Raw genomic sequence first — 23,628 nt, 5'->3', positions numbered from 1 at the left:
GGGAGACATATCATGGCCGAGCATCCGCGCCCCAAGGGGCTTTCGAGCGCCGTCTGTTACAAGGACAGCAAGGCGGCGTTCCGCTGGCTGGAGGAGGCGTTCGGATTCGAGCCCGTCTTCGTCCTGCTCGACGAGCAGGGCAATCTTGCGCATAGCGAGATGGAATATGGGAATTCGACGATCATGATCGGCAACGAATGGTCGGACGATCACCGCAGCCCCGCAAATCTGGGCGGCAAGAACACGCAGACGGTGCATGTCCAGCTCAGTCGGGGCGAGAATATCGACGCGCATTGCGCGACGGCGCGCGCCGCGGGCGCCGACATCATCGCCGAGCCCGAGACGCAATTCTATGGCGACCGCACCTATCGCGCCAAGGATCCCGAAGGGCATATCTGGACCTTCGGCGTCACCGTCGCGGAAAAGACGTCCGACGAATGGGATGCCGAGGGCGGTTTCACGACCAAGACGCGGCTCGACGATTGAGCGCCGCGCTCGACCGGATGCTGGGCGCGCTCGCCGATCCGAAGCGGCGGCGCGCGATCGAGCTGCTGGGGCAAAGGCCGCGCAGCGCCGGCGAACTCGCGGACGCGCTCGGCCTCGCGCCGCCCGCGATGAGCCGGCATCTGCGGGCCTTGAAGGAAGGCGGGCTGGTCGAGGACGGCCACCCCGCCTTCGACGCGCGCGTGCGCATCTACAGCCTCAAGCAGGGCGCGACCGACGAGCTGAAGCGCTGGCTCGCCGAGACCGAGGCGCGCTGGACGCACCAGCTTGCCGCGTTCAAACGCCATGTGGAAAGCGGCGAAGAATGAGCGGCGCGGCGGTGATCGTCGCGCTGCGCGTCGCGGCGACGCCGCAAGCGGCCTTCGCGGCCTTCACCGACGGCATCGGCCGCTGGTGGCAAAGTCATCCGCTTTTCCCGCTGTCGCCCAAGGGCGACGGCACGCTGCGCTTCGACCCCGCGGGGCCGGGCGGGCGGCTGGTGACGCGCTTCGCCGACGGTGAAGAATGGGTCATCGGCGCAGTGCATTGCTGGCAACCCGGCGAGCGCCTGACCTTCGGCTGGCGCCTGCCGAGCTTCGCGTCCGATCCGGCGACCGAGGTCGAGGTGCGCTTCGAGGCGGTGGGCGCCGAAACGCGCGTGACGGTCGAGCATCGCGGCTGGGATGCGATCCCGCAAGGCCATGCCGCGCGGCATGGGTTCGAGCTGATGCTGTTCCAGCAAAGGCTGGGCGAACATTGGCGGGGGTTGCTGAAGGGGTTGGCGGCGCAGTTTTAGTCGGTTTTGGGGTGGGGAGTTGCCGTTCTTTTCTTTCGTCATCCCGGACTTGATCCGGGATCCATTCTCTCAGCGCTGGATAAATGGATCCCGGATCAAGTCCGGGATGACGATGTACGGTAGGTCGGCTTCCGGTCGCTAGCGAACACGGCGCCGTCATCGGCTTGGATACTTGCCCCCTGCTGTCCGCTACGCCACATCAACCCCATGCGCCTCCCCGCCCCCTTTGCCGACTGGTTCGCCGCGCGTGGGTGGCGGCTACGGCGGCATCAGGCCGACATGCTCGCAGCGGGGCAGCGCGGCGAGCATGCGCTGCTGGTCGCCGCGACGGGCGCGGGGAAGACGCTGGCGGGGTTCCTGCCGACGCTCGTCGATCTGGCCGTGCACCCCTCCGACCGGCTGCACACGCTTTATGTGTCGCCACTGAAGGCGCTCGCCGCCGACGTCGAGCGCAACCTCCTCGGCCCGATCGCCGAGATGGGGCTCGATATCAGCGTCGAGAGCCGCAGCGGCGATACCAGTTCCGACAAGAAGGCGCGGCAGCGCGCCAGGCCGCCGAACATCCTGCTGACCACCCCCGAATCGCTGTCGCTGCTGCTCTCCTATCCCGACAGCTTCGCGATGTTCGCCGACCTCCAGACCATCGTGATCGACGAGATTCACGCTTTCGCGCCGGGCAAGCGCGGTGACCTGCTGAGCCTGGCGATGGCGCGGCTTCAGGCGATCGCGCCCGGGCTGCGCCGCGTCGGCCTGTCGGCGACGATCGCCGACGCGCACGCCTATCGCGGCTGGCTCGCGCCCGATGCCGACGCGAGCGCTGTGACTTTGGTCGAGGGCGAGCCCGGCGCCGACCCCGACATCCGCATCCTATTGCCCGAGAGCGCGGTGCCGTGGGCGGGGCATTCGGGGCGCTATGCGGTGCATCAGGTGATGGCACAGATCGCGAAGAACCGCACCACGATCATCTTCTGCAACACGCGCGGGCTGGCGGAACTGATCTTTCAGGAGCTGTGGAAGGTCAACGACCTCGGCTTGCCGATCGCGATCCATCACGGCAGCCTCGACCGCGAGGCGCGCCAGCGCGCCGAAGCGGCGATGGCCGAGGGGCGGCTGCGCGCGCTCGTCGCGACCGCGAGCCTCGACCTCGGGCTCGACTGGGGCGACGTCGACTGCGTGATCCAGATGGGCGCGCCCAAGGGCTCGTCGCGGCTGCTCCAGCGCATCGGCCGCGCCAACCACCGGCTCGACGAGCCGAGCCGGGCGCTGATCGTGCCGGGCAATCGCTTCGAATATCTGGAGGCGCGCGCGGCGCTGGACGCGGTCGAGGCTGGCGAGCGCGACGCCGACCGCTTCCGCCCCGGTGCGCTCGACGTACTCGCGCAGCATGTGATGGCGCTTGCCTGCGCCGCGCCGTTCGCCGAGGCCGAACTGCTCGCCGAAATCCGCACCGCGGCGCCCTATCGCTGGATCGACGCCGAAATTTTCGCGCGGCTGCTCGGCTTCGTGCGCGACGGCGGCTATGCGCTCAAAAGCTATGACCGCTTCCGCCGCCTCGCCCCCGACGGGCAAGGCCGCTGGCGCCTTTCGCATCCGCGATTGGCGGCGCAACACCGGCTCAACGCCGGGATCATCGTCGAGGCGCCGATGGCCGCGGTGCGCTTCCGGAACGGCCGCCGCCTCGGCCAGGTCGAGGAATATTTCGCGAGCACGCTGACCCCCGGCGACACCTTCGCCTTCGCGGGGCTCAGCCTGGAGGTCGAATCGATCCGCGACACCGACCTGATCGTCCGCGCGACGACGCGCCCGGCGCGCATTCCGTCCTATATGGGCGCGCGCCTCGCCATCTCGACCCGGCTCGCCGACCGGGTGCGCCAATTTCTCGCCGATCCCGCAAGCTGGCAGCGTTTTCCCGAGGATGTCCGTTTCTGGCTGGAGATGCAGGCGCTGCGCTCGGTCCTGCCGCGCCCCGGCGAACTGCTCGTCGAGACCTTTCCGCACGAGGGGCATCATTATATGGTCTGCTACCCCTTCGAGGGGTGGAACGCGCACCAGTCGCTCGGGATGCTGATCACCAAAAGGATGGAGCGCATCGGGCTGCAACCGCTCGGCTTCGTCGCGTCCGATTATGCGATCGCCATCTGGTCGCTGCGTCCGGTGACGAATCCCGAGGCGCTGTTCGACGCCGAAATCCTGTCCGACGAGTTCATCGAGTGGGTCGAACAGTCGCATCTGCTCAAGCGCGCCTTTCGCGAGGTCGCGGTGATCGGCGGGCTGATCGAGCGCCAGCATCCGGGCAAGCGCAAGACCGGCAAGCAGGTGACCTTTTCGACCGACCTGATCTTCGACGTGCTCCGGAAATATGAGCCCGACCATCTGCTGCTCGAAGCCGCCTGGGCCGATGCGCGCGAGCGGCTGACCGACGTTGCACGCTTAGGCGATCTGCTCGACCGCGCGGCGGGAACGATGGTGCACCGGACACTCGACCGGATCAGTCCGCTCGCGATTCCGGTGCTCGTCCTGATCGGGCGCGAGAATGTCGCCGCGGCCGACCTCGACGATGCCTTGCTGGGCGACCTTGCCGACGCGCTGGCGGAAGAGGCGATGCGGGCTGAATAGGCCGGTATCTCCGTCATTCCCGCGAAGGCGGGAATCCAGCTTTCTTGCCCCTTCAATTCTTCGCGCCTTTGCGCCTTTGCGTGAGATCTCAAATGCCTCACGCGAAGGCGCGAAGAAGAAAGAAGAAGGAAAAAGCGGGATTCCCGCTTTCGCGGGAATGACGAAAGAAGGAGGATCGGGGCCAATCTTCCGCGCCCGCGTTTCGCTTGCTGGCGCATCGAAGCAGGCGTAGACTGACGCGAAATATATAATGAGGATGCCGGCCATGATCGATGCCATCAAGCCGTCCGCTGCGCTGCTGCTCGCCGCGCCCCTGTTGATCGGCGCGGCGCAGCCGCCGGCCGGTTCGCCGCCCGCCGCATCGCAGGCGCCCGCGATGCCAGCCACACCCGTCCCCCCTGCCGCCGGCGAAACGATAGCGCCGCCGGTTCTTGTCACCCCCTTCATCCAGCCGTTCGACCTCGACGCGACGCGGCGCATGGCGGTGAAAGTCATGGTCGGCGGCGAAGGGCCGTTTTCCTTTCTGGTCGATACCGGCGCGGAACGCACCGTCATCGCGCGCGAGCTCGCCGAGCGGCTGGGGCTAGCCGAAGGCGCAAAGCTCAGGATGGCGACGATCGGCGGATCGGCGGTGGTGCCGAGCTATCGCGTCGCCGCGGTGGAGATGGCGAATCTGCGCCTCGCCGCGATCGACGCGCCCGCGCTCCTCGGCCGCCACCTCGGCGCGGCGGGGCTGATCGGGGTCGACATGCTCGAGGGACGGCGCGTGCTGATCGATTTCCGCAAGGAAAGCATGGAAATCCTCGAAACCCGCAAGCGCGCGCGCCCGATCATCCACGACGACGACGCGATCGTCGTCACCGCGCGCAATGCGGCGGGGCGGCTGATCCTGTCCGACGCGCGGATCGACGGCAAGCGCATCGACGTCATCGTCGACACCGGCGCCCAGACCAGCGTCGGCAATCTCGCCCTGCAAAGGCTGGTCGTCCGCCGCGGCGCCAATCTCCTCCCGTTCACGCCAGCGACGCTGAGCGCGGTCACCGGCGAGGATGTTTCGGCCCAGCGGACCGCGATCAAGCGCATCACGCTCAACGGCCTCGACGTGAACAATCTGCCGATCAGCTTTGCCGACAGTCAGGCGTTCCGCGCGCTCGGGCTTCAGGAACGGCCCGCCTTGCTGCTCGGCATGGACGGCCTCGCGCTGTTCGACCGCGTCGAGATCGATTTTCCGAACCGCCGCGTCGTCTTCGACCTGCCGAGCGGCGCGAGCCGCGATACCAGGCAGCGCTTCGCCGCAAGCAGCGAGCCGCGCATCGGATAGCTTGCGATGCGCGGGCGGCGTTGCCATAGCGACGCCATGTCCGGCGCGGCGACCTTTGATTTTGCCGGCGAGCGCTTCGTCATGCTCGCCGACCGCGCGCTGTTCTGGCCGGCACGCGGCGCGTTGATCGTCGCCGACCTCCACCTCGAAAAGGGGAGCTGGTATGCGGCGCACGGCCAGCCACTGCCGCCCTATGACAGCCACGACACGCTCGATCGGCTCGCGCGTCTCGCCATCGACACCGGCGCCCGCGCGATCTGGTGTCTGGGGGACAGTTTCCACGACCGCGACGCCGCCGCGCGCATCGTCCCCGCGATCGCCGACCGGCTGGGGCGGCAGGCGGCGGCGGCGAAGCTGGTCTGGATCGCGGGCAACCACGACGGACTGACCGCAGGCGCGTGGGGCGGCGAGGTCGCCGATGAATGGACCCGGGACGGCATCGTCTTTCGCCACCAGAGCCGGGCGGACGAGACACGGCCCGAAATATCGGGGCATTTCCACCCCAAGCTGCGCCTCAGCCTGCGCGGGCGCGGCGTGTCGCGTCCCTGTTTCGCGGGCGATGCGACGCGGCTGATCCTGCCCGCCTTCGGCAGCTTCACCGGCGGGCTCGACGTCGAAGATGCTGCAATCGCCGCGAATTTTTCGGGCCCCTATCGCGCCATGCTCGTTGCGCGCGGCCGCCTTCTGTCGCTGCCCTGCGGCCGAACGGCGGAGAATGACGCTACGGCGGACGCTCCGATCGCCGCGAACCGGCGCTGACCAGCCTCCGCGGACGTCGTCGCCCGGCCTGTGGCTTAAAAGCATCACCCGATCGAAAACGACGCCGAAACCGGGCCTTGGCTGGAAGCACGAGGCGCTTTTTGGTTATGTTCGGGGGGCAACGAAAAAATCAAAAACTGAGAGGAGTGCCCACCATGAAATCTTCCCTTCCTGTCGCCCGCCTTTTGCGCAGCAGCGCGCTCGGCGTCTCGCTCGCCGTCGTCGTGGTATCGGCCCCGGCCTTCGCGCAGGACGCGGCCGACGCCGCGCCCGCCGACGATGGCGCCAACAGCGAGATCGTCGTCACCGCGCAGGGCCGCGCGCAGCGGCTCGCCGACGTGCCGGTCGCCATTTCGGCGGTCAGCGCCGAGGTGCTGCAGAACAGCGGCGCCAATGACATCCGCCAATTGAACCAGGTCGCACCGTCGCTGCTCGTCTCGTCGACCGGCTCCGAAGCCAACGGCTCGGCACGCATCCGCGGCATCGGCACCGTCGGCGACAACCCCGGCCTCGAAAGCTCGGTCCCGGTGTTCATCGACGGCGTCTATCGCTCGCGTTCGGGCATCGGCCTCAACGAACTCGGCGAGATCGACCGCGTCGAGGTGCAGCGCGGCCCGCAGGGCACGCTCGGCGGCCGCAACTCGTCGGCGGGCCTGATCAGCATCTATTCGAAAAAGCCCGACTTCACCTTCGGCGGTTCGGGTGAGATCACCTATGGCAATTACGATTATTGGCGCCTTGCCGGCAGCGTCACTGGCCCGATCACCGACACGCTCGCCGCGCGCCTCGACGGCGTCTGGGTGAAGCGCGACGGTTTCCTGCGCGACACGACGAACAACACCGACGTCAACGACCGCGACCGCTATTTCCTGCGCGGCCAGTTGCTGTTCGAGCCGACCGACGCGCTGTCGATCCGGCTGATCGCCGATTACACCTATCGCAACGAAAAATGCTGCGGCGCGATCTATGTCGACAACAGCGTCAATCCCTATATCGGCAATCTCAACAATCCGGGTATCCCGGCGTCCGCGACGACGAACAATATCGTCCAGGTGCTCGCCGACCTCGGCCAGCCGCTCGCCGCCTTCAACCAGGGCTATGACCGCAATTTGTCGGTCAGCGCGGGCCGCAGCTATGCCGGCAAGACCAAGGATTACGGCTTTTCGGGCCAGATCGACTATGATCTCGGCGGCGCGAAGCTGACCTCGATCACCGGCTATCGCGAATATCGTTCGGGTCAGGCGGGCGACCTCGACTATGGCGCGGTCGATATCCTCTATCGCGCCGACGACAAGGATGCCTATCGCCAGTTCCACACCTTCACCCAGGAACTGCGCCTGCAGGGCGAAGCCTTCGACGGCAAGCTCGACTGGCTGGTCGGCGGCTTCTTCGCCAACGAGAAACTGACGGTGCGCGACAATCTGCGCTTCGGCGACGATTATGGCCGCTTCGCCAATTGCCGTATCGTTTCGGGCGGCGGTCTCGCCGGCCTCTATGCGCCGGGCCAGGCAGGCTGCGTTGCGGGGGGCATCGGCAATCCGCTGGGCGTCGGCCGCAACACGCTTCTGCTCGCTTCGGGCGCCTCGGGTCCGGATATCGTCAGCGCCTTCACCGCGCTCGACGGTCTCAACGACCTCGGCACGATCAACGACAGCTATCGGCAGAATGGAACGAACTGGGCGCTCTTCACGCACAATATCTTCCATATCACCGACAAGCTCGATCTGACGCTCGGCCTGCGTTACACCCACGACAAGAAGAAGTTCGCGGCCGATTTCACCAACGACAACACCGTCTGCACCCAGATCCAGGGCCTGGTACTCGACGATCTGGTGAACCCCGCGAGCAACGCCACCGCCAAGGCGCTGGCCGGTGCGCTGATCGGCCTCGGCTGTCAGGGCAATTCGACCGCCGAGCTCAACGGCGTGTCGATCAACGACCAGCGCAAGGAGCATAAGTTCACCGGCACCGCGATCCTGTCGTACAAGCCGATCGACGAACTGATGGTCTATGCCAGCTACGCCCGCGGATACAAGGCGGGCGGCTTCAACCTCGACCGGTCGGCGCTGAAATCCCCGATTCTGCCGTTCGGCGGTCAGGCGGGCGCGCAGGCGCTGGTCAGCAACCTCCAGTTCGACCCCGAACTCGTCACCAGCTACGAACTGGGCGCCAAATATGCGACGGGTCCGTTCAGCGCCGGGCTGACCTTCTTCCGCTCGGACTTCAAGAACTTCCAGCTCAATACCTTCAACGGCACGGTTTTCCTGGTCCAGAACGTCAACGGCTGCACGAGCGATCTGTCGGGCGGCGACCGCGATCAGAATAAATTCGCTGGCGCACCAAATTACATCCCACCCACGCCGGCCAATGCGAATCCTGCAAACACCACCGGCGCCTGCCCGACGGACGACGTGAGCTGGGGTGTGCGGACCGAGGGCTTCGAACTCGAAGCCACGCTCGTTCCCGCGCATAATTTCCGCATGAGCGCGGGCCTGACCTATGCGAAGACCAAATATCGCAGCAATCTGGTCGGCAATTCGTCGGGGTCCCCGCTCGATCAGGCGCTGCGCCTGCTGCCGGGCAACAATCTGTCGAACGCGCCCGAACTGGTCGCGACCGGCAGCGTGACCTGGACGCCGGAAATCGGCAGCAGCGGCCTGACCGGCCTCGTCTATCTCGACGGCCGCATGACCAGCGATTACAACACCGGCTCCGACCTCTTCCCGCAGAAGGAGCAGGACGGTTACGCGATCTTCAATGCCCGCGTCGGCATCCGCGGCGCCGACGAGAAATGGGGCATCGAGCTCTGGGCACAGAATATCTTCAACAAGCAATATGCCCAGGTCGCATTCAACTCGCCGTTCCAGGAAGGCGGCACCTCGACCGGCACCGCCTTTGCCGATCCGCAATATCCGGGCGGGCGCCAGCTCTTCTCGATGTTCCTCGCGGAACCTCGGACCTATGGCGTGACGCTGCGCGGCAAATTCTGATCGCCTGAGCAGCCAGTGAAAACCGCCCGCTCCCTCCGGAGAGCGGGCGGTTTCTTTTTCTGGACGCTTTTCGCCGTCTTCGCATAGAGTTGCATCATGTTTGCGATCGACTCCCTGCTCGTCAAAATCGCCCTGATCGGGGTCATCGGCATCGGCGCCCAATGGATCGCCTGGCGCACGGGCAGACCCGCGATCGCGCTGATGCTGGTCGCGGGGATCGTCGCCGGGCCGATATTGGGCCTGATCGATCCCGAGCGCGATTTCGGCGCGCTGCGCGAACCGATCATCAAGCTCGCGGTCGCGGTGATCCTGTTCGAGGGCGGGCTGACGCTGAAGTTCCGCGAGCTCCGCCATGCCGGCGCGGCGGTGTTCATGCTCGTCTTCATCGGCGTTCCGGTCGGCTGGGCGCTGGGCACCGCCGCCGCTTATTACGGCGCCGGGCTGTCGCTGGAGCTTTCGGCGCTGTTCGGCGGCATCATGGTGGTGACCGGCCCGACGGTGATCGTGCCGATGCTGCGCACGCTGAACATCACGCCGCGCGTCAAGCATATGCTGAAATGGGAAGCGATCGTGAACGATCCGATCGGCGCGCTGCTCGCGGTCGGCATCTATGCCTATATCACCCACGGCGGCGCCGAGGCGAACAGCACCGCGATCATCACCGACGTCGTCGCGGCGAGCGTCCTCGCAATGCTGATTGGAGCCGCCGCCGCCTTTGCGCTGACCGCCGCCTTCGTCCGCGGCTGGGTGCCCGAATATCTGAAGGCGCCGGTGCTGCTGACGACGGTGATCGCGGTCTTCGTCTTGTCCGACCTGGTGATGCACGAAACCGGGCTGATCACCGTCACCGCGATGGGGGTGGTGATGGCGAACCGCGAAACCGATTCGAGCCATATGCTGATGCGCTTCAAGGAGGATCTGACCGTCCTCCTCGTCTCGGGCGTGTTCATCATCCTGTCGGCGACGCTCGACTGGACGGTGGTGACCAATTTCCAGGCGCGGTTCGTGCTGTTCCTGATCCTGCTGCTGTTCGCGGTCCGGCCGCTGACGATCATGATCGCGCTGCTCTTCACCCGCATTCCCTTCAAGGAGCGGCTGTTCGTCGCCTGGATCGCACCGCGCGGCATCGTCGCCGCCGCGGTGACCGGCCTGTTCGCGCTGCGCCTGTCCGATTATGGCGTGCCGGGGGCCGAGGCGCTGGTGCCATTGTCCTTTTCGGTCGTCATCGCGACGATCTTCGCGCACGGCTTCACCGCCCAGCCCTTTGCCCGCTGGCTCGGGCTCGACCGCGGCAAGGGCAATGGCGTGCTGCTCGTCGGCGCGAACAGCTGGACGATCGCCTTCGCCGAATTCATCAAGGCGCAGGGCAGCGAGGTGCTGATCGCCGACGAGAGCAAGTTCGCGCTCCGCCGCGCGCGCCGCGCCGACCTGCCCGTCCATCAGGGCGACATATTGGACGCGGCGCACGACGACGAGCTCGAGATGGGCCGCTATCAGCAACTGATCGCGGCGACCGACAACGACAGCTACAACGCGCTGGTGTGCAGCGAACTCGCGCCCGAGGTCGGCCACGACCGGGTGAGCCGGATGCCGGTCACCGCGCAGGCCGGCGCCAAACGGCGCGGACGCGTGCTGACGCTCGGCGGCACCCCGATCGAGGAGCAGCTCGACCGGCTGCAGGCAGGGTGGAGTTTCGGACGCACCCGGATCACCGAGAAATTCTCCTACGCCGATTTCGTCGCGCGGATGCGGGCGTCGGGGGGCGACACGCTGGCGGTGCAGCGCGCGAGCGGCGAGCTCGCGGTCTTTTCGATGCAGCACCGCCCGCCGGTCGAGCCCGGCGATACGCTATGGACCTTCGTCCCGCCCGATCCGGTGGTGGTGCCGGCCGCCTGATCAGCGCGCCCGCGCGGCCTGGTGCGCGATGTCGGTCATCAGCTTGCGGAACAGCACCGCGCCCGCGGTGCCCGAGGTTTTGAGCGCCCGCTCGCAATCGAGCAGCCGCGTCATCAGCCGCGCGATGCGCAGCGAATCCCAGATGTGGAGCTGCGCGGTCACCGCGCTCTGTTCCTTCCAGAAGACGCCGCTGCTTCGCGCCGAGACCACCGTCGCGGGGTGTGCGCCGGCGTCGACCTCGTCGCGCAGCCGCGCGAGCTGCATCGCGCGAATGCCGAGCGCGCGGATGATACGAATCTCGGCGACCCCGACCGCCGCCGCCTTGCTCAGCATGTCGGGCAGCTCGCGCACCTTGCCGCCGAGGGCGACGTTGATGCATTCGCTGACATCCTCCTCGTGCGTCGCGGCGCCGAGCGCGGCGATGTCGGCGGGGGTCACCTGCCGCTGGCGGTCGGGCGCGGCGTCGAGATAGAGCGCGATCTTCTCGATCTCGCGGCGCATCAGCGCCTGATCGCCCGAGACGAGATCAACGAGCAGTTGCGCTTCGCCATTGGCGAGCCGAAGCCCCTCCTCCTGCGCCGCTGCCATCGCGATGCCGACGAGCGCGCGCCGGTCGGGCTGATAACAGATCGCGGCGACGGCGGAGGACGACCCTTCGACCAGCTTGACGAGCTTCGATTTGGCGGTGACCGAAGCGCCGGTCGCGATCACCGGGTTGATCGCGGTGTCGGCGGCGAGCAGCGCCTCGACTGCGGCGAGGCTGTCGTCGCCGCTCCCCGAAATTTCGAGGCGGATGATCCGGCTCGGCGAAAAGAGCGACATCGACGCCGCCTCGGCGGCGAGCAGCGACGGGTCCTGCGACAATTGCGATCCGGTCAGGTCGAGGCGTTCGGCCTCCTTGCCCGCGAGCCCGATCAGATGGCCCGCGACCGCCGCCATCGTCGCTTCGTCGGGGCCGGTCAGAAGGATGAGGCGAACCGCGGGGTCGAGGCGCGTCTGGCGTTCGAGTTCGGCGGGCTTGACGCTCTTCATTGCCCGGCGGGCGGCGGCGCAGGGGCATCCGCCGACTGGCCGCCGCCGCGATCGGCGAAGACCGCAAGGCGCGCGACGATCTGGTCGGCGACCCCCGAGGCGAGGCGTTCGAGCGACGTCGATTCGGCGGCAATCGTCGCATATTCGCTGCCGACGACGTCGATGCCGGCGTCCTGCGCCGCGGTCGCGTCGAGCAGCACCTCACCCGTCGCCGCATCGACGAGCTGGTAGCGCGCGCGCAACGTCCGCCGCTCGCGCGTCACCGCATCGTCGGCGCGGACGCCGAAGCCGGTGATCGAATCCTCGAGCCGGACGTCGAGCCGCAGCCTTTTGCCCGCGCCATGTCCGCCCTGCGTCGCCTGCAGCCGGTCGCGCAGCGCATTGCGAACGAGGAAGCCCGAATGCCCCTCGATCGGCGCGACATCGACGTCGGCGAGCACCTGCGCCACCGCTCCCTTGCTGCCGCTTGCATAGAGCGGCCGAAGGCCGCAGCCGCCAAGGACCAGCGAGGCGGCGACGAGCGAGGAGGTCAGGAGAGTGCGCATCAAATGAACATAGGGCCTAGAGCAAACAGCTTCGGATTGATCCACTTTGTCATTGCGAGCGCAGCGAAGCAATCTCCAGCGTGCAATCCTTCAGGACGATAGCTGGAGATTGCTTCGCTGCGCTCGCAATGACGCTTCCTTTCAAAACCACCTGATCCGAATATCCATTCAGAGCCATCAGGGAACGATATTCACCAAACGGTCAGGGACCACAATCACCTTCTTCGGCGCCGCGCCGCCGAGCAGCTCGGCGATGCGCGGGCGCGCGAGCGCCGCGGCCTCGGCCGCGCCCTTGTCGAGTCCCTTGGGCATCGTCATCGTATCGCGCAGCTTGCCAGCAACCTGGATCGCGATCGTCACCTCATCTTCGACGAGCAGTGCCGGATCGGCGGCGGGCCATGCGGCATCGGCGACCATCGCGGTCGAGCGCTGCGCTTCGGGAAGCGCCGCCCACGCCTCTTCGGCAAGGTGCGGCATCATCGGCGCGACGAGCAGGATCAAGGTGCGGCACGCCTCGGCGCGGGTCGCCGAGGGTTTCGCCTTCTCGATCTCGTTCGCGAGCGCGTGGATCTTGGCGACCGCCTTGTTGAAGCCCAGCGCCTCGACATCGGTCGCGACCCCGGCGATCGTCTGGTGCAGCTTGCGCGCGAGCGCCTTGTCCTCGCCGCCGTCGCCGGCATTTTCGGTGTCGCCGAACAGGCGCCACAGGCGCTGGACGAAGCGCCACGCGCCCTCGATCCCCGCCTCGCTCCACGGCAGGTCGCGTTCGGGCGGGCTGTCGGACAGCATGAACCAGCGCACCGCGTCGGCACCGTACTGGTCGAGGATGGCGTCGGGATCGACGACATTCTTCTTCGACTTCGACATCTTGATCACGCGGCCGACGGTGACCGGCGCGCCGTCGGCGTCGAGCGTCGCGCCATCGGCCGAGCGGCTGATCTCGTCGGGGGTGAAAAAGAGCGGCGGCAGGCCTTCGCCCTGCGCCCGGCTGTAGGTTTCGTGCGTCACCATCCCCTGCGTGAACAGGCTGGCGAACGGCTCCTTGATGTCGATCATGCCGAGCTTGTTCAGCGCGCGCGTCCAGAAGCGCGCGTAGAGAAGGTGGAGAATCGCATGTTCGATGCCACCGATATATTGATCGACGGGCAGCCACCGGCGGATCACCTCGGGATCGAACGGCCGGTCGCTCGGCGCGCTGGCGAAACGCAGGAAATACCACGACGAATCGACGAAGGTGTCGAGTGTGTCGGTCTCGCGCACCGCCTCGCCGCCGCACGACGGGCAGGCGACATGCTTCCACGTCGGATGGCGATCCAGCGGATTGCCGGGGACCGAGAAATCGGCATCCTCGGGCAGCACGACCGGAAGCTGGCTCTTCGGCACCGGCACGAGGCCGCACGCCGGGCAGTGAATGAAGGGGATCGGGGTGCCCCAATAGCGCTGGCGCGAGACGCCCCAGTCGCGCAGGCGCCATACCGTGGTGCCCTTGCCCCAGCCCTCATGTTCCGAGCGCGCGATGATCGCGGCCTTCGCTTCGTCGATGGTCATGCCGTCGAGGAAGTGACTGTTCACCAGCTTGCCGGGGCCGACATAGGCCTCGTCGCCGTGGAAAACCTGCGCGATCTCGTCGCCGTCGGCGATGACGCGGTGGACGGGCAGCTCATATTTGCGCGCGAAATCGAGGTCGCGCTGGTCGTGCGCCGGACAGCCGAAGATCGCGCCGGTGCCATAATCCATCAGCACATAGTTCACGACCCACACCGGCAAATGCCAGTCGGGATCGAGCGGATGCTCGACCGCGAGGCCGGTGTCGAAGCCCAGCTTCTCGCCGGTCTCAAGCTGCTCCGCGGACGTGCCCTGGCGGCGGCATTCGGCGATGAAGGCGGCCAGCTCGGGCGAATCCTTCGCCAGCCTCTCCGCCAGCGGATGGTCGGGCGAGATCGCCGCGAAGCTGGCGCCGAACAAGGTGTCGGGGCGCGTCGTGAAGACGTCGAACCCCGGCGCGCCGCCCGCGAGCCGGAACGAGAACTCCAGCCCCTGCGACTTGCCGATCCAGTTTTCCTGCATCAGTCGCACCTTGTCGGGCCAATGGTCGAGGCTGCCGAGCCCTTCGAGCAGATCGTCGGCGAAGTCGGTGATCTTGAGGAACCACTGCGACAATTTTTTCTTCTCGACCAGCGCGCCCGACCGCCAGCCGCGACCGTCGATCACCTGCTCGTTGGCGAGCACGGTCATGTCGACCGGATCCCAGTTGACGTAGCTTTCCTTGCGCGCGACGAGCCCCGCGGCGAACATGTCGAGGAACAGCGCCTGTTCCTGCCCATAATAGTCGGGTTCGCACGTCGCGAGCTCGCGGCTCCAGTCGATCGCGAGGCCGAGGCGCTTCAATTGCGCGCGCATCGCGGCGATATTGTCGCGGGTCCAGCCGCCGGGGTGGACGCCCTTTTCCATCGCGGCGTTTTCCGCCGGCATTCCGAACGCGTCCCAGCCCATCGGATGGAGAACATCGTGCCCGGTCATCCGCTTGAAGCGCGCCAGCACATCGCCCATCGCATAGTTGCGGACATGCCCCATATGGATGCGCCCCGACGGATAGGGGAACATCTCGAGGATGTAGGCCTTGGGCTTTTCGCCCGATTCATTGGTCGCAAAGCTGTTCGCGGCATCCCAGGCCGCCTGCCAGCGGGCATCGGCGGCCAAAGCGCCAAAGCGCGTTTCGCGGGTCATGTAGTCGGTTACCCCGTTGTCTGTCTGTCGGCGCGGCCCCGCGCCGGAGGATTAGCCTTCGATCGCGCCGCGGCGCAGGTCGCGGGCGCGGGTGAGGATGATTTCCTCGAGCTTCTGCACCGTCGCCGCCTGCACCGGCGCATCGACCCAGGCGCCGCCCTGCGACACCTGGCGCGAGGCGGCGACGCGGAGCGCATCGGCGCGCAGGTCGCGGTCGAGAATCGACACGGTGACCTTCATCCGCTCGCCCGGATTCGCCGGATTCGCATACCAGTCGGTGATGATCACCCCGCCCGAGCTATCGGCCTGGAGCAGCGGCATGAACGACAGCGCGTCGAGCGAAGCGCGCCAGAGATAGCTATTCACCCCGATCGTCGTCACCTGCGACGCCGCGAGATCGGCCTTTGGCCGCTCCTTGCCGCCGCAAGCCGAAAGTCCGAGCGCCGCGACCCCGAGCAGAGCGAGCGCTGCCGAGCGCGAGGCAAGAGCGGAAAGCTTGGACATGCCGGAACACCTTATCCTTGGGCGCCGCAAAGGTGGCGCGTGCTGAAAATCGTGAGGCGTCTCTATCGCCCTTGCCGCCGTCCGGCAAGCGCGGCAATCGCGTCTTTCCGGCCGTTCACCCCCCGCTCATCTTGGCCGCTCATCCTGGGGCCGCACTGTGGTGTTCGCGCAACAACTTCGGCGAAAAGCCCGAGCGGTGTGATGATTCGTCGCTAAGCACTGGAATTATCCGGACCAGAAGCCTATCTGACGAGTCGATTGGGGATGGAGTCGCAGAATGATGGCGCGCAAGCCGCGACATTTCTGGAAAGCAGGGCTGTTCGCCGCCGCGGCGATTTCGGTCGCGCTGCCCCCTGCCCTCGCCGCGATGACTCGCGCCGACCGCGCCCGCGACACCCATTTGTCCGAAAGCCTGCTCGGCCAGTTCACCCCCGCTTCGGGTGATCAGCGCCTGATCGCGCGCTATAACAAGATGTCGGCAGAAGCGCGGCGGAGCTTCAGCTTCACGCCCGCGATCACCGACCGGACCCGCGAGAACCGGGCCATCACCGTCGTCATCCGCGCCCGCGACGACGCATCGAGCGCCGCGCGCACCGCCGCGCTGGCAGCAACGGGCCGCACCAACATGCCGATCGCGATCACGCCGGTCGCCTATAATCTCGGCGCATCGGTCGGCTTCCAGAAATTTGTCACTCCGGCGCTGCCGCGCGGGGTCGACCTCCGCAATCTGCCGGTCGCCAAGGCGCCCGAGCAGGCCGAGCGCAAGTCGCGCTTCGCGACGCGCGTCACCAGCCATGCGAGCGATCCGGCCGGCGCGACCGACCGCATCACCGCGCCCGGCGACGATCAGAACGTCGATGTGGTCAGCAGCTATCGCCTGACCAGGAATCTCGATGTCACGGCGGGCGTTCGCTATCGCACCGACGAACGCGTCCAGCCGCTCACCGATTCGCGCCGCGACAGCCAGGCCGTCTACGTCGGAACCGCCTTCCGCTTCTGACGCCGCCGCGCGGCCTTTTCATCCCAGCTATCGATCGCTGCCCAGCCGGCATCGCGCCCGCCCGCAAGACGCAGTGCCCGCGCCCGCGCCGGGGTCAGGCCGCCGAGCGCGATGGCCTGCGCGCCCGCCAGCCGCGCAAGCCGCAACCATGCCGCGCGCCCCAGCACCGGCGCGCCCGGATGCGAGCGCGTCGGGTAGAGCGGCGAGACGAAGACCGCGTGGGCGCCCGCACGGCGCGCGGCGCGCGCCTCGCGCCCGTCGTGCACCGGCATGGCGACGATCAGGCCGAGCCGATGCGCCGCCGCCGCGCGGCGCGCGAGCGGCTGGCGGAGATGGGCGCCATCGGCCCCCCAGCGCTTCGCAAGCGCGGGCGGTCCGGCGAGCAGCAACAGCAGCTTCCGCGACCGCGCGATTCGCGCCAGCCGCCGGAACATCCGCCAGCGCGCGCCGGGTGCGAGCCGGTCGTGGCGAAAGACGATGCCGCTGCCGGGGGGCAGGATCGCGGCGAGTTCGGCGATGCCCGCGACCGTCCGCTCATCGCTGAACAGCCAGACATCGGGCAATCCGGGGGCAGGTTTGCGGGCAAGAGGGTGGCGCGGGACCATCGCCCTTCCTATAGGCGCGTGGCGAGCGCGCGCAACGCGCCCCCTGCGAGGACGAGCATATGGATGACGCGGCGGAACGGCTGGCCGACGTGAAGACCGCAATCGCGGACGCGGCGAAGCGCGCGCAGCGCAAGCCTGCGGATATCTGCCTGATCGCGGTGTCGAAGACCCACGGCGCCGACGCGATCCGACCGCTGATCGCGGCGGGCCAGCGCCATTTCGGCGAGAATCGCGTGCAGGAGGCGGCGGCGAAATGGCCCGCGCTGCGGGCCGAAGCCGCGGACATCACACTCCACCTGATCGGCCAGCTCCAGTCGAACAAGGCCGAGGAAGCCGTGATGCTGTTCGACGCGATCCATTCGGTCGACCGCTCGTCGCTGGTGCAGGCGCTTGCAAAAGCCTGCGAAAAGACCGGCAGGCGGCCGCAGCTTTTCGTGCAGGTCAATATCGGCGACGAGGAGCAGAAAGGCGGCTGTGCGGTGTGCGACCTCCCCGCGCTGCTCGCCGAAGCGGCCGAGGCGGGCCTCAAGATCGAAGGCCTGATGGCGATCCCGCCTGCCGAGGTCGAACCCGCACCCTATTTTGCGCTGCTCGACGAACTGGCCGAGCGCCATGACCTGCCGCTGCGCTCGATGGGGATGAGCAGCGATTACGAGACTGCGGTGATGCTCGGCGCGACGCATGTGCGGGTGGGGACGGCGCTGTTCGGGACGCGCGGGTAAGAGCTGGCAGGCTTGGTGGGGGGCGACCGGAAGCCGACCTGAGATCCTCCCCGGTACGGGGAGGATCGGCTACGTCCGCTCCCCACCCCAAAAAGCGGCCCCGGCAATGGCCCGCCTCCTTCAGAAAATCCCCGCCGCCAGCCCTTCGGCCAGCGCCGCGCCCAGGTCGCGCGCTTCGGCGAGGCGGTTAGCCGGGATCGTCTTCGGCGCCAGAATCGCTTCGGGCGTCTGCGCGGCCGTGTTCACGATCACCGGATCGGCGACGCGCCGTAGCCGCCAGCCGGTCGCGATGCGGTCGAGCTGGCGCTGGGCGTTTTCGCCGTCGGAGCCCGCGCAGATGATCGTCGCATAGGGGCGCCCCTCGATCCGGCCGAGGCAGGGATAGTAGCAGCGGTCGAACATCTCCTTCATCGCCCCCGACAGAGCGGCGAGATTTTCGGGGCCGACGAAGAGATAGCCGCCCGCGGCCAGAAGCCGGTCGGGGGTGACATCGTCCGCAGCGAGACAATCAGCGCCCGCCGCCCCAGCAGCGGCGGCTTCGGCGAGCGCGCGACTGCCGCCGGTGCGGCTGTGCCAAATGATAAGAAGTTTGCATTCTTCCATCGGCCGATCCTCTATGCTGCGCTCGCCCGCGCCACGGGGCCTTCGCTTGCCAAGCCGCGGCGCGCGGCGCAAGCAGGACGACATCGGGGGAGAGAGACATGCGCCGACTGATCCTATTGCTGCTGACCGCCGCCCTGCCCGCCACCGCTTTCGCGCAGGACGCCGCGAGCGAAGCGACCCGCACCGCGCAGGCCGAACTCGCGAAGCGCCTGCCGCTCGATGATCCGCGCGACGAGGCCAATGTCATGCGCGGCAAGCTCGCCGAGATTCCGGACGGCGTGATCCTGGGCAAGGACGGCAAGACGGTGTGGGACCGCCGTCCCTATGATTTCCTGAACCAGACCAAGGCGCCCGACACGGTGAATCCTTCGTTATGGCGGCAGGCGCGGCTTAATGCGGTCCACGGACTGTTCGAGGTGGTGCCGGGCAAGATCTGGCAGCTTCGCGGCTATGATATTTCGGTGATGACGATCATCCGCGGCAAGAGCGGCTGGATCGTCGTCGACCCGCTGCTCTCCGAAGAGGCGGCCGCCGCGGGATGGAAATTGTTCGCCGACACGGTCGAGGCGAAGGAAGGCCGGCGGCCGATCAAGGCGGTGATCTTCAGCCACAGTCACAGCGACCATTTCGGCGGCGTCGGCGGGATCGTCAACGCGGCCGATGTGAAGACGGGAAAGGTTCGCATCATCGCGCCGCACGGCTTTTCGGAAGAAGCGACGGCGGAGAATGTCCTTGCCGGCGCGGCGATGGGGCGGCGCGCGCTCTATATGTTCGGTGCGATCCTGCCTCCCGGCCCGGCGGGACAGGTCGACACCGGGCTCGGCCCCAAGCTGTCGTCGGGAACGATCGGCTATATGGAGCCGACCGAGACGCTGAGCGACAAGGGCGGGACGCTGACCATCGACGGGCTGGCGTTCGATTTCATGGACGCCGGCGGCACCGAGGCGCCCGCCGAGTTCGTCTTCTACATTCCCGCTTACAAGGCGCTGCACACGACCGAGGTGGTGACGCACAATCTCCACAATATCCTGACCCTGCGCGGGGCGCAGGTGCGCGATGCGCTGCGCTGGTCGAAGGTGATCGACGCGATGCTGCTCAAATGGGGCGGCAGCGCCGAGGTCGCGATGGGATCGCATCATTGGCCGACCTGGGGGACGGGCGAAGTGAGCGAATTGCTCACCCATCAGCGCGACGCCTATCGCTATGTCCACGACCGCACGCTCTTTCTCGCCAATCGCGGCGCGACGCTGCACGAACTCGCCGACCAGACGCCCGAGGCGCCGGTGCAGGCGACCGATTTCTCGACGCGCGGTTATTACGGCACGCTCAATCACGACATGAAGGCGACCTATCAGCGCTATTTCGGCTGGTGGGACGGCAATCCCGCCAATTTCAACCCGCTGCCGCCCGAACAGTCGGCGCCCAAATATGTCGCGCTCGCGGGCGGCGCCGACAAGCTGCTCGCGGCGGGCCAGGCGGCGATCGCGGCGGGCGATTATCGCTGGGCGGCCGAGCTTTTGAACAAGCTCGTCTTTGCCGAGCCCGCCAACAAGGCGGCGCGCGATGCACTCGCCTCGGCCTATGACCAGATGGGCTATCAGGCGGAATCCGGGGCGTGGCGCAACTATTATCTCGCCGCCGCCGCGACTTTGCGCGGTACCGAGGTCGCGGCGTCGACGAGCAACGGGCAGAGCCGCAGCTTCGTCAGCGCGATCCCGACCGGCGTCTTTTTCGATGCGCTTGCGACGCGGTTCGACGCGGCGAAGGGATCGGCGCTGAAAGGGACGTTCCAGTTCGTGCTGCCCGACAGCAAGGAAGCGGTCGCGGTGGTGGTCGAGGACGGGGTCGAATTTCCCCGCTACGGCGTGACCGACGCCGCGCCGACCGCGACGATCACGATCGACCGCAAGACGCTCGACGATGTGATGCTGGGGCAGGCGCAGTTCCCGGCGCTGTTCCAGTCGGGCGCGATCCGCATCGACGGCGACAAAATGGCCTTCCTGTCGTGGTTCGCGCTCCACCCGCCCGCCGACCCGCGCTTTCATGTCGTGGAGCCGTAAGGGCGAGAAAGGCCATCGCCGAATAGGGGCCGTTCCCCCGCGAAGGCGGGGGGCCATCATCGAACGGTGCCATTTGGAGCCGGCCGGTGATGGGTCCCCGCCTCCGCGGGGACACGGGATTTTATTCCGGATCATCATGCTCTAACGAAGGGACATGACCGAAACCCCCGCAGCGCCCACTGACCCTTTCGCACCCGACGCGCTCAATGCGCGCGAGGGGCTCGATCCGGTCGATCCGGCTTTCGTCCATGTGCTGCGCGTGACGACCGCGCTCACCCTGCTACCGCTCGCGGTCGCGGCGACGTTCGTCGATATCCTGGTGATGCCGCGGATCGGCGGGCCGTTCGGGCTGCTCAGCGTCGCGGCGTGGCTGATCGCGATCGTCATGATCGTCAGCTTTCCGGCGCGGCGCGTCACGCGCTGGGGCTTCAAGATCGGCGAGGGGCAGCTTCGCGTCGCGCGCGGCTGGCTGTTTCGCACCGACACCATCGTCCCTTTCGTGCGCGTCCAGCATATCGACGTCGGGCAGGGGCCGGTCGAGCGCCTGTTCGGCCTATCGCACCTCGTCGTCCACACCTCGGGCACCCACAACTCCATGGTGACGCTGCCCGGGCTGCACGCCGATCTCGCGGCGGCGATGCGCGAGACGATCCGCCGCCATATCCAGACCGATTTCGCATGAACGATGCCGCCGCCCTTCCCGCAATCGACACCGCCGAGCCGCACTGGCAGCGGCTTCATCCTGCGACGCTGGCGCTGTCGATCGTTCAGCTCGGACCGCGTACGCTCAATTTCATCCCCGCGCTCGCGGCGATCGGAATCGCGGGGAAATGGACCTATGTCGCCCCCGCGCTGCTCCTCTTCCTCCTCGTCTCGCTCGTCTTCGCCTGGCTCCACTGGCTGCGCTTCCACTTCGCGGTCGGTGCAGACGAGATCATCATCGAAAGCGGCGTGCTGTCGCGCCAACACCGCACTATCCCCTTCGACCGCATTCAGGACGTCGGCATCGAGCAGGGGCTGATCGCGCGCGCGCTCGGCATCGCGAAGGTGGGGCTGGAGACCGGCGCGGGCGGCGGCAAGGAGAATGACGCGACGCTCGACGCGATCGGCCTCGACGCCGCCGAAGCGCTGCGCGCGACGATCCGCGCGCACCGGAGCGCGCCGGCCACCGTCGCGGCATCCGATGCATCCGCACCCGACGAAGACCGGCTGCTCTTCGCGATGGGGCCACGCCGGTTGCTGATCGCCGGCCTGTTCAATTTCTCGCTCGCCGCGCTCGCGATCGTCGGCGCCGCGATGCAATTCTTCGACGGGCTGCTGCCGTTCGACTTCAACATCTTCAATCCCGTCGACTGGATCGACCTTGCCGAACGCTATGGCCTCGACAGCTGGCTGCTCGCGCATCGCTGGGTCGCCGGTCTCGGCGCCGCCATCTCGCTCCTCTTCATCGGTTTCGCGAGCGGCATCGCGACGATGGCGTTCGCCAACTGGAATTTCCGCCTGACGCGCGAGCCCCGCGCGCTACGCCGCACGCGCGGCCTGACGACGCGAACAGACGTCGCGGTGCCGGTGAAGCGCGTGCAGGCGGCGATCCTTGTCACCGGCTGGCTGCGGCAGCGCTTCGGCTGGCACGAACTGCGCCTGCAAAGCCTGGCGAGCGACGGCGAGAAGGAGAAGGACCATCAGATCATCCCCTTCGGCAGGCTCGCCGAGATCGATCCGGTGCTGGGCGAAGTCGCGATCGATCGCCCCGCCCCCGGCAGCCCCTGGTCGCACAGCCACCGGATCATCGCGCTCGGCGGCCTGATCGGCGCCGCCTGCGCGGCGATCGGCGGCAGCCTGGCGGTCTTTCTCGGGCAGCCGATCGGCTGGATCGCGGTCGTCGCGGCGGTGCTGATCGCGGCCTTTGCGCTCATCGGCACGCGCTTCCATCAATGGATCGACACCGGCGACATGGTCGCGATCCGCAGCGGTTTCTGGAGGCCCCGGACGACGTTGCTCCCGCACGCCTCGGTGCAGAGCGTCGACCTCAAGACCGACTTCATCCTTCGCCCGCTCGGCCTCGCGACGCTCGTTTTCGGCGTGCCGGGCGGAAGCGCGCTTGGCGCGCATGAGATTCCGGCCATCCCGCTCGGCACAGCGAAGGACCTGCGCGCGCGCATTCTCGCCGCCGGAACGCGCGCATGACCGCCGCACTCGGCATCACGCGCTCGATTCTCGGCCAGCCGTGGCACTGGCGGCGGACGAGTGCAGAGATGGGCGGGACAAGCCTCGCGCCCGACGATCTCGTCACGCAGCTTCTGCTCGCGCGCGGGGTCGAACGCGACGATCTGGAACGCCAGCGCGCGCCGACCCTGCGCGGCTTCATGCCCGACCCGTCGCTGTTTCGAGACATGGATGCCGCCGCCGCGCGGCTCGCCGACGCGGTCCAGCGCCAAGAGGCGGTAACGATCTTCGGCGATTACGACGTCGACGGCGCGACCTCGGCGGCGCTGCTCGTCCGCCTGCTCCGCGCTCTCGACGTGCCGGTCGGCGCCTATATCCCCGACCGATTGATGGAAGGCTATGGCCCGTCGGGCGCCGCACTGGTGAAGATCGGCGAGGCCGGGTCGCGGCTCGTCGTCACGGTCGATTGCGGCGCGCAGGCGTTCGACGCGATCGCCGAAGCGAAGGCGGCAGGGGTCGAGGTGATCGTCGTCGATCACCATCAATGCGCGACCATCCTTCCCGATGCCTTCGCGGTGGTGAACCCGAACCGACTCGACGAGGAAGCCGACGCAGCAATCCACGGCAACCTCGCTGCCGTCGGCGTCGCCTTCCTGCTCGGTGCCGCGCTGCTCCGCACATTGCGCGCGCGCGGGCATTTCGGCAGCCGCGCCGAGCCCGCGCTGATCGAACTGCTCGACCTCGTCGCGCTCGGCACCGTCGCCGATGTCGCGCGGCTCACCGGCTTCAACCGCGCGCTGGTG

General features: G+C 67.6%; 20 protein-coding genes. 14 read left to right on the top strand and 6 right to left on the bottom strand.

The window, feature by feature from the left end:
• Positions 1 to 12: 12 nt before the first annotated feature.
• The 8 genes from VHO04_RS04560 to VHO04_RS04525 all read left to right on the top strand — a co-directional run bounded on the left by VHO04_RS04560 (position 13) and on the right by VHO04_RS04525 (position 10,861).
• Complete coding sequence (locus VHO04_RS04560) at positions 13 to 486, top strand: VOC family protein (RefSeq protein ID WP_329627197.1); 474 nt, start codon at positions 13 to 15, stop codon at positions 484 to 486.
• The gene (locus VHO04_RS04555) at positions 483 to 812 is read left to right on the top strand and encodes a metalloregulator ArsR/SmtB family transcription factor (RefSeq protein WP_329627196.1); all 330 of its coding nucleotides are present in this window, start codon (positions 483 to 485) and stop codon (positions 810 to 812) included. Before VHO04_RS04560 ends, VHO04_RS04555 begins: the two co-directional genes overlap by 4 nt.
• Complete coding sequence (locus VHO04_RS04550; protein ID WP_329627195.1) at positions 809 to 1,279, top strand: SRPBCC domain-containing protein; 471 nt, start codon at positions 809 to 811, stop codon at positions 1,277 to 1,279. The genes VHO04_RS04555 and VHO04_RS04550 overlap by 4 nt, the downstream gene beginning before the upstream one ends.
• Positions 1,280 to 1,486: 207 nt before the next feature.
• The gene (locus VHO04_RS04545) at positions 1,487 to 3,895 is read left to right on the top strand and encodes a ligase-associated DNA damage response DEXH box helicase (RefSeq protein WP_329627194.1); all 2,409 of its coding nucleotides are present in this window, start codon (positions 1,487 to 1,489) and stop codon (positions 3,893 to 3,895) included.
• Between the two features lie 265 nt (positions 3,896 to 4,160).
• Positions 4,161 to 5,216 (top strand): aspartyl protease family protein, encoded by a 1,056-nt coding sequence (locus tag VHO04_RS04540; protein ID WP_329627193.1) that lies wholly within the window; start codon positions 4,161 to 4,163, stop codon positions 5,214 to 5,216.
• Between the two features lie 36 nt (positions 5,217 to 5,252).
• Entirely contained in the window at positions 5,253 to 5,975 is a 723-nt protein-coding gene (gene pdeM, locus VHO04_RS04535) for a ligase-associated DNA damage response endonuclease PdeM (RefSeq protein WP_329627192.1), read from the top strand.
• 155 nt (positions 5,976 to 6,130) lie between these two features.
• Entirely contained in the window at positions 6,131 to 8,965 is a 2,835-nt protein-coding gene (locus VHO04_RS04530; protein ID WP_329627191.1) for a TonB-dependent receptor, read from the top strand.
• Between the two features lie 96 nt (positions 8,966 to 9,061).
• Entirely contained in the window at positions 9,062 to 10,861 is a 1,800-nt protein-coding gene (locus tag VHO04_RS04525; RefSeq protein WP_329627190.1) for a sodium:proton antiporter, read from the top strand.
• Here the strand turns inward: VHO04_RS04525 and holA are convergent, their stop codons facing one another.
• The 4 genes from holA to VHO04_RS04505 form a co-directional block, all read right to left on the bottom strand.
• Complete coding sequence (gene holA, locus VHO04_RS04520) at positions 10,862 to 11,893, bottom strand: DNA polymerase III subunit delta (RefSeq protein ID WP_329627189.1); 1,032 nt, start codon at positions 11,891 to 11,893, stop codon at positions 10,862 to 10,864. It abuts the gene before it with no gap.
• Positions 11,890 to 12,438 (bottom strand): LPS assembly lipoprotein LptE, encoded by a 549-nt coding sequence (lptE, locus tag VHO04_RS04515; protein ID WP_329627298.1) that lies wholly within the window; start codon positions 12,436 to 12,438, stop codon positions 11,890 to 11,892. Before lptE ends, holA begins: the two co-directional genes overlap by 4 nt.
• 177 nt (positions 12,439 to 12,615) lie before the next feature.
• Positions 12,616 to 15,165 carry a leucine--tRNA ligase gene (gene leuS, locus VHO04_RS04510; protein WP_329627188.1) on the bottom strand — a complete coding sequence of 850 codons (2,550 nt, stop codon included), beginning with the start codon at positions 15,163 to 15,165 and terminating at the stop codon, positions 12,616 to 12,618.
• A gap of 51 nt (positions 15,166 to 15,216) precedes the next feature.
• Complete coding sequence (locus VHO04_RS04505; RefSeq protein ID WP_257545919.1) at positions 15,217 to 15,669, bottom strand: DUF3576 domain-containing protein; 453 nt, start codon at positions 15,667 to 15,669, stop codon at positions 15,217 to 15,219.
• A 277-nt stretch (positions 15,670 to 15,946) separates the two neighbouring features.
• Between VHO04_RS04505 and VHO04_RS04500 the strand changes: the two genes are divergently transcribed.
• On the top strand, positions 15,947 to 16,669 hold the full coding sequence (locus VHO04_RS04500) for a hypothetical protein (protein WP_329627187.1): 723 nt from the start codon (positions 15,947 to 15,949) through the stop codon (positions 16,667 to 16,669).
• Here the strand turns inward: VHO04_RS04500 and VHO04_RS04495 are convergent.
• Positions 16,642 to 17,274, bottom strand: coding sequence for a thiamine phosphate synthase (locus VHO04_RS04495; protein WP_329627186.1), 633 nt, complete (start codon positions 17,272 to 17,274; stop codon positions 16,642 to 16,644). The two genes, VHO04_RS04500 and VHO04_RS04495, sit on opposite strands and share 28 nt — an antisense overlap.
• A 59-nt stretch (positions 17,275 to 17,333) precedes the next feature.
• Here VHO04_RS04495 and VHO04_RS04490 point away from each other — a divergent pair, with 59 nt between their 5' ends.
• Positions 17,334 to 17,996, top strand: coding sequence for a YggS family pyridoxal phosphate-dependent enzyme (locus tag VHO04_RS04490; RefSeq protein ID WP_329627185.1), 663 nt, complete (start codon positions 17,334 to 17,336; stop codon positions 17,994 to 17,996).
• Positions 17,997 to 18,116: 120 nt separating this feature from the next.
• On the opposite strand, the gene VHO04_RS04485 is transcribed toward VHO04_RS04490, so the two are convergent.
• The gene (locus VHO04_RS04485; protein ID WP_329627184.1) at positions 18,117 to 18,599 is read right to left on the bottom strand and encodes a flavodoxin family protein; all 483 of its coding nucleotides are present in this window, start codon (positions 18,597 to 18,599) and stop codon (positions 18,117 to 18,119) included.
• A gap of 98 nt (positions 18,600 to 18,697) precedes the next feature.
• Between VHO04_RS04485 and VHO04_RS04480 the strand changes: the two genes are divergently transcribed.
• The 4 genes from VHO04_RS04480 to VHO04_RS04465 form a co-directional block, all read left to right on the top strand.
• Positions 18,698 to 20,659: an alkyl/aryl-sulfatase gene (locus VHO04_RS04480; RefSeq protein ID WP_329627183.1), complete on the top strand. Its 1,962-nt coding sequence runs from the start codon at positions 18,698 to 18,700 to the stop codon at positions 20,657 to 20,659.
• Positions 20,660 to 20,813: 154 nt separating this feature from the next.
• Complete coding sequence (locus VHO04_RS04475; protein ID WP_329627182.1) at positions 20,814 to 21,341, top strand: PH domain-containing protein; 528 nt, start codon at positions 20,814 to 20,816, stop codon at positions 21,339 to 21,341.
• Positions 21,338 to 22,846 (top strand): PH domain-containing protein, encoded by a 1,509-nt coding sequence (locus VHO04_RS04470; RefSeq protein ID WP_329627181.1) that lies wholly within the window; start codon positions 21,338 to 21,340, stop codon positions 22,844 to 22,846. The genes VHO04_RS04475 and VHO04_RS04470 overlap by 4 nt, the downstream gene beginning before the upstream one ends.
• A partial coding sequence (locus VHO04_RS04465) for a DHH family phosphoesterase (RefSeq protein ID WP_329627180.1) occupies positions 22,843 to 23,628 on the top strand: 786 nt, incomplete at its 3' end. The genes VHO04_RS04470 and VHO04_RS04465, both read left to right, overlap by 4 nt.

The organism is Sphingopyxis sp., assembly GCF_036261875.1.
In the GTDB taxonomy this organism is placed as follows: domain Bacteria; phylum Pseudomonadota; class Alphaproteobacteria; order Sphingomonadales; family Sphingomonadaceae; genus Sphingopyxis.
Note: the sequence above shows the minus strand (reverse complement) of the source record. Positions and strands in the feature narration are given on the sequence as shown.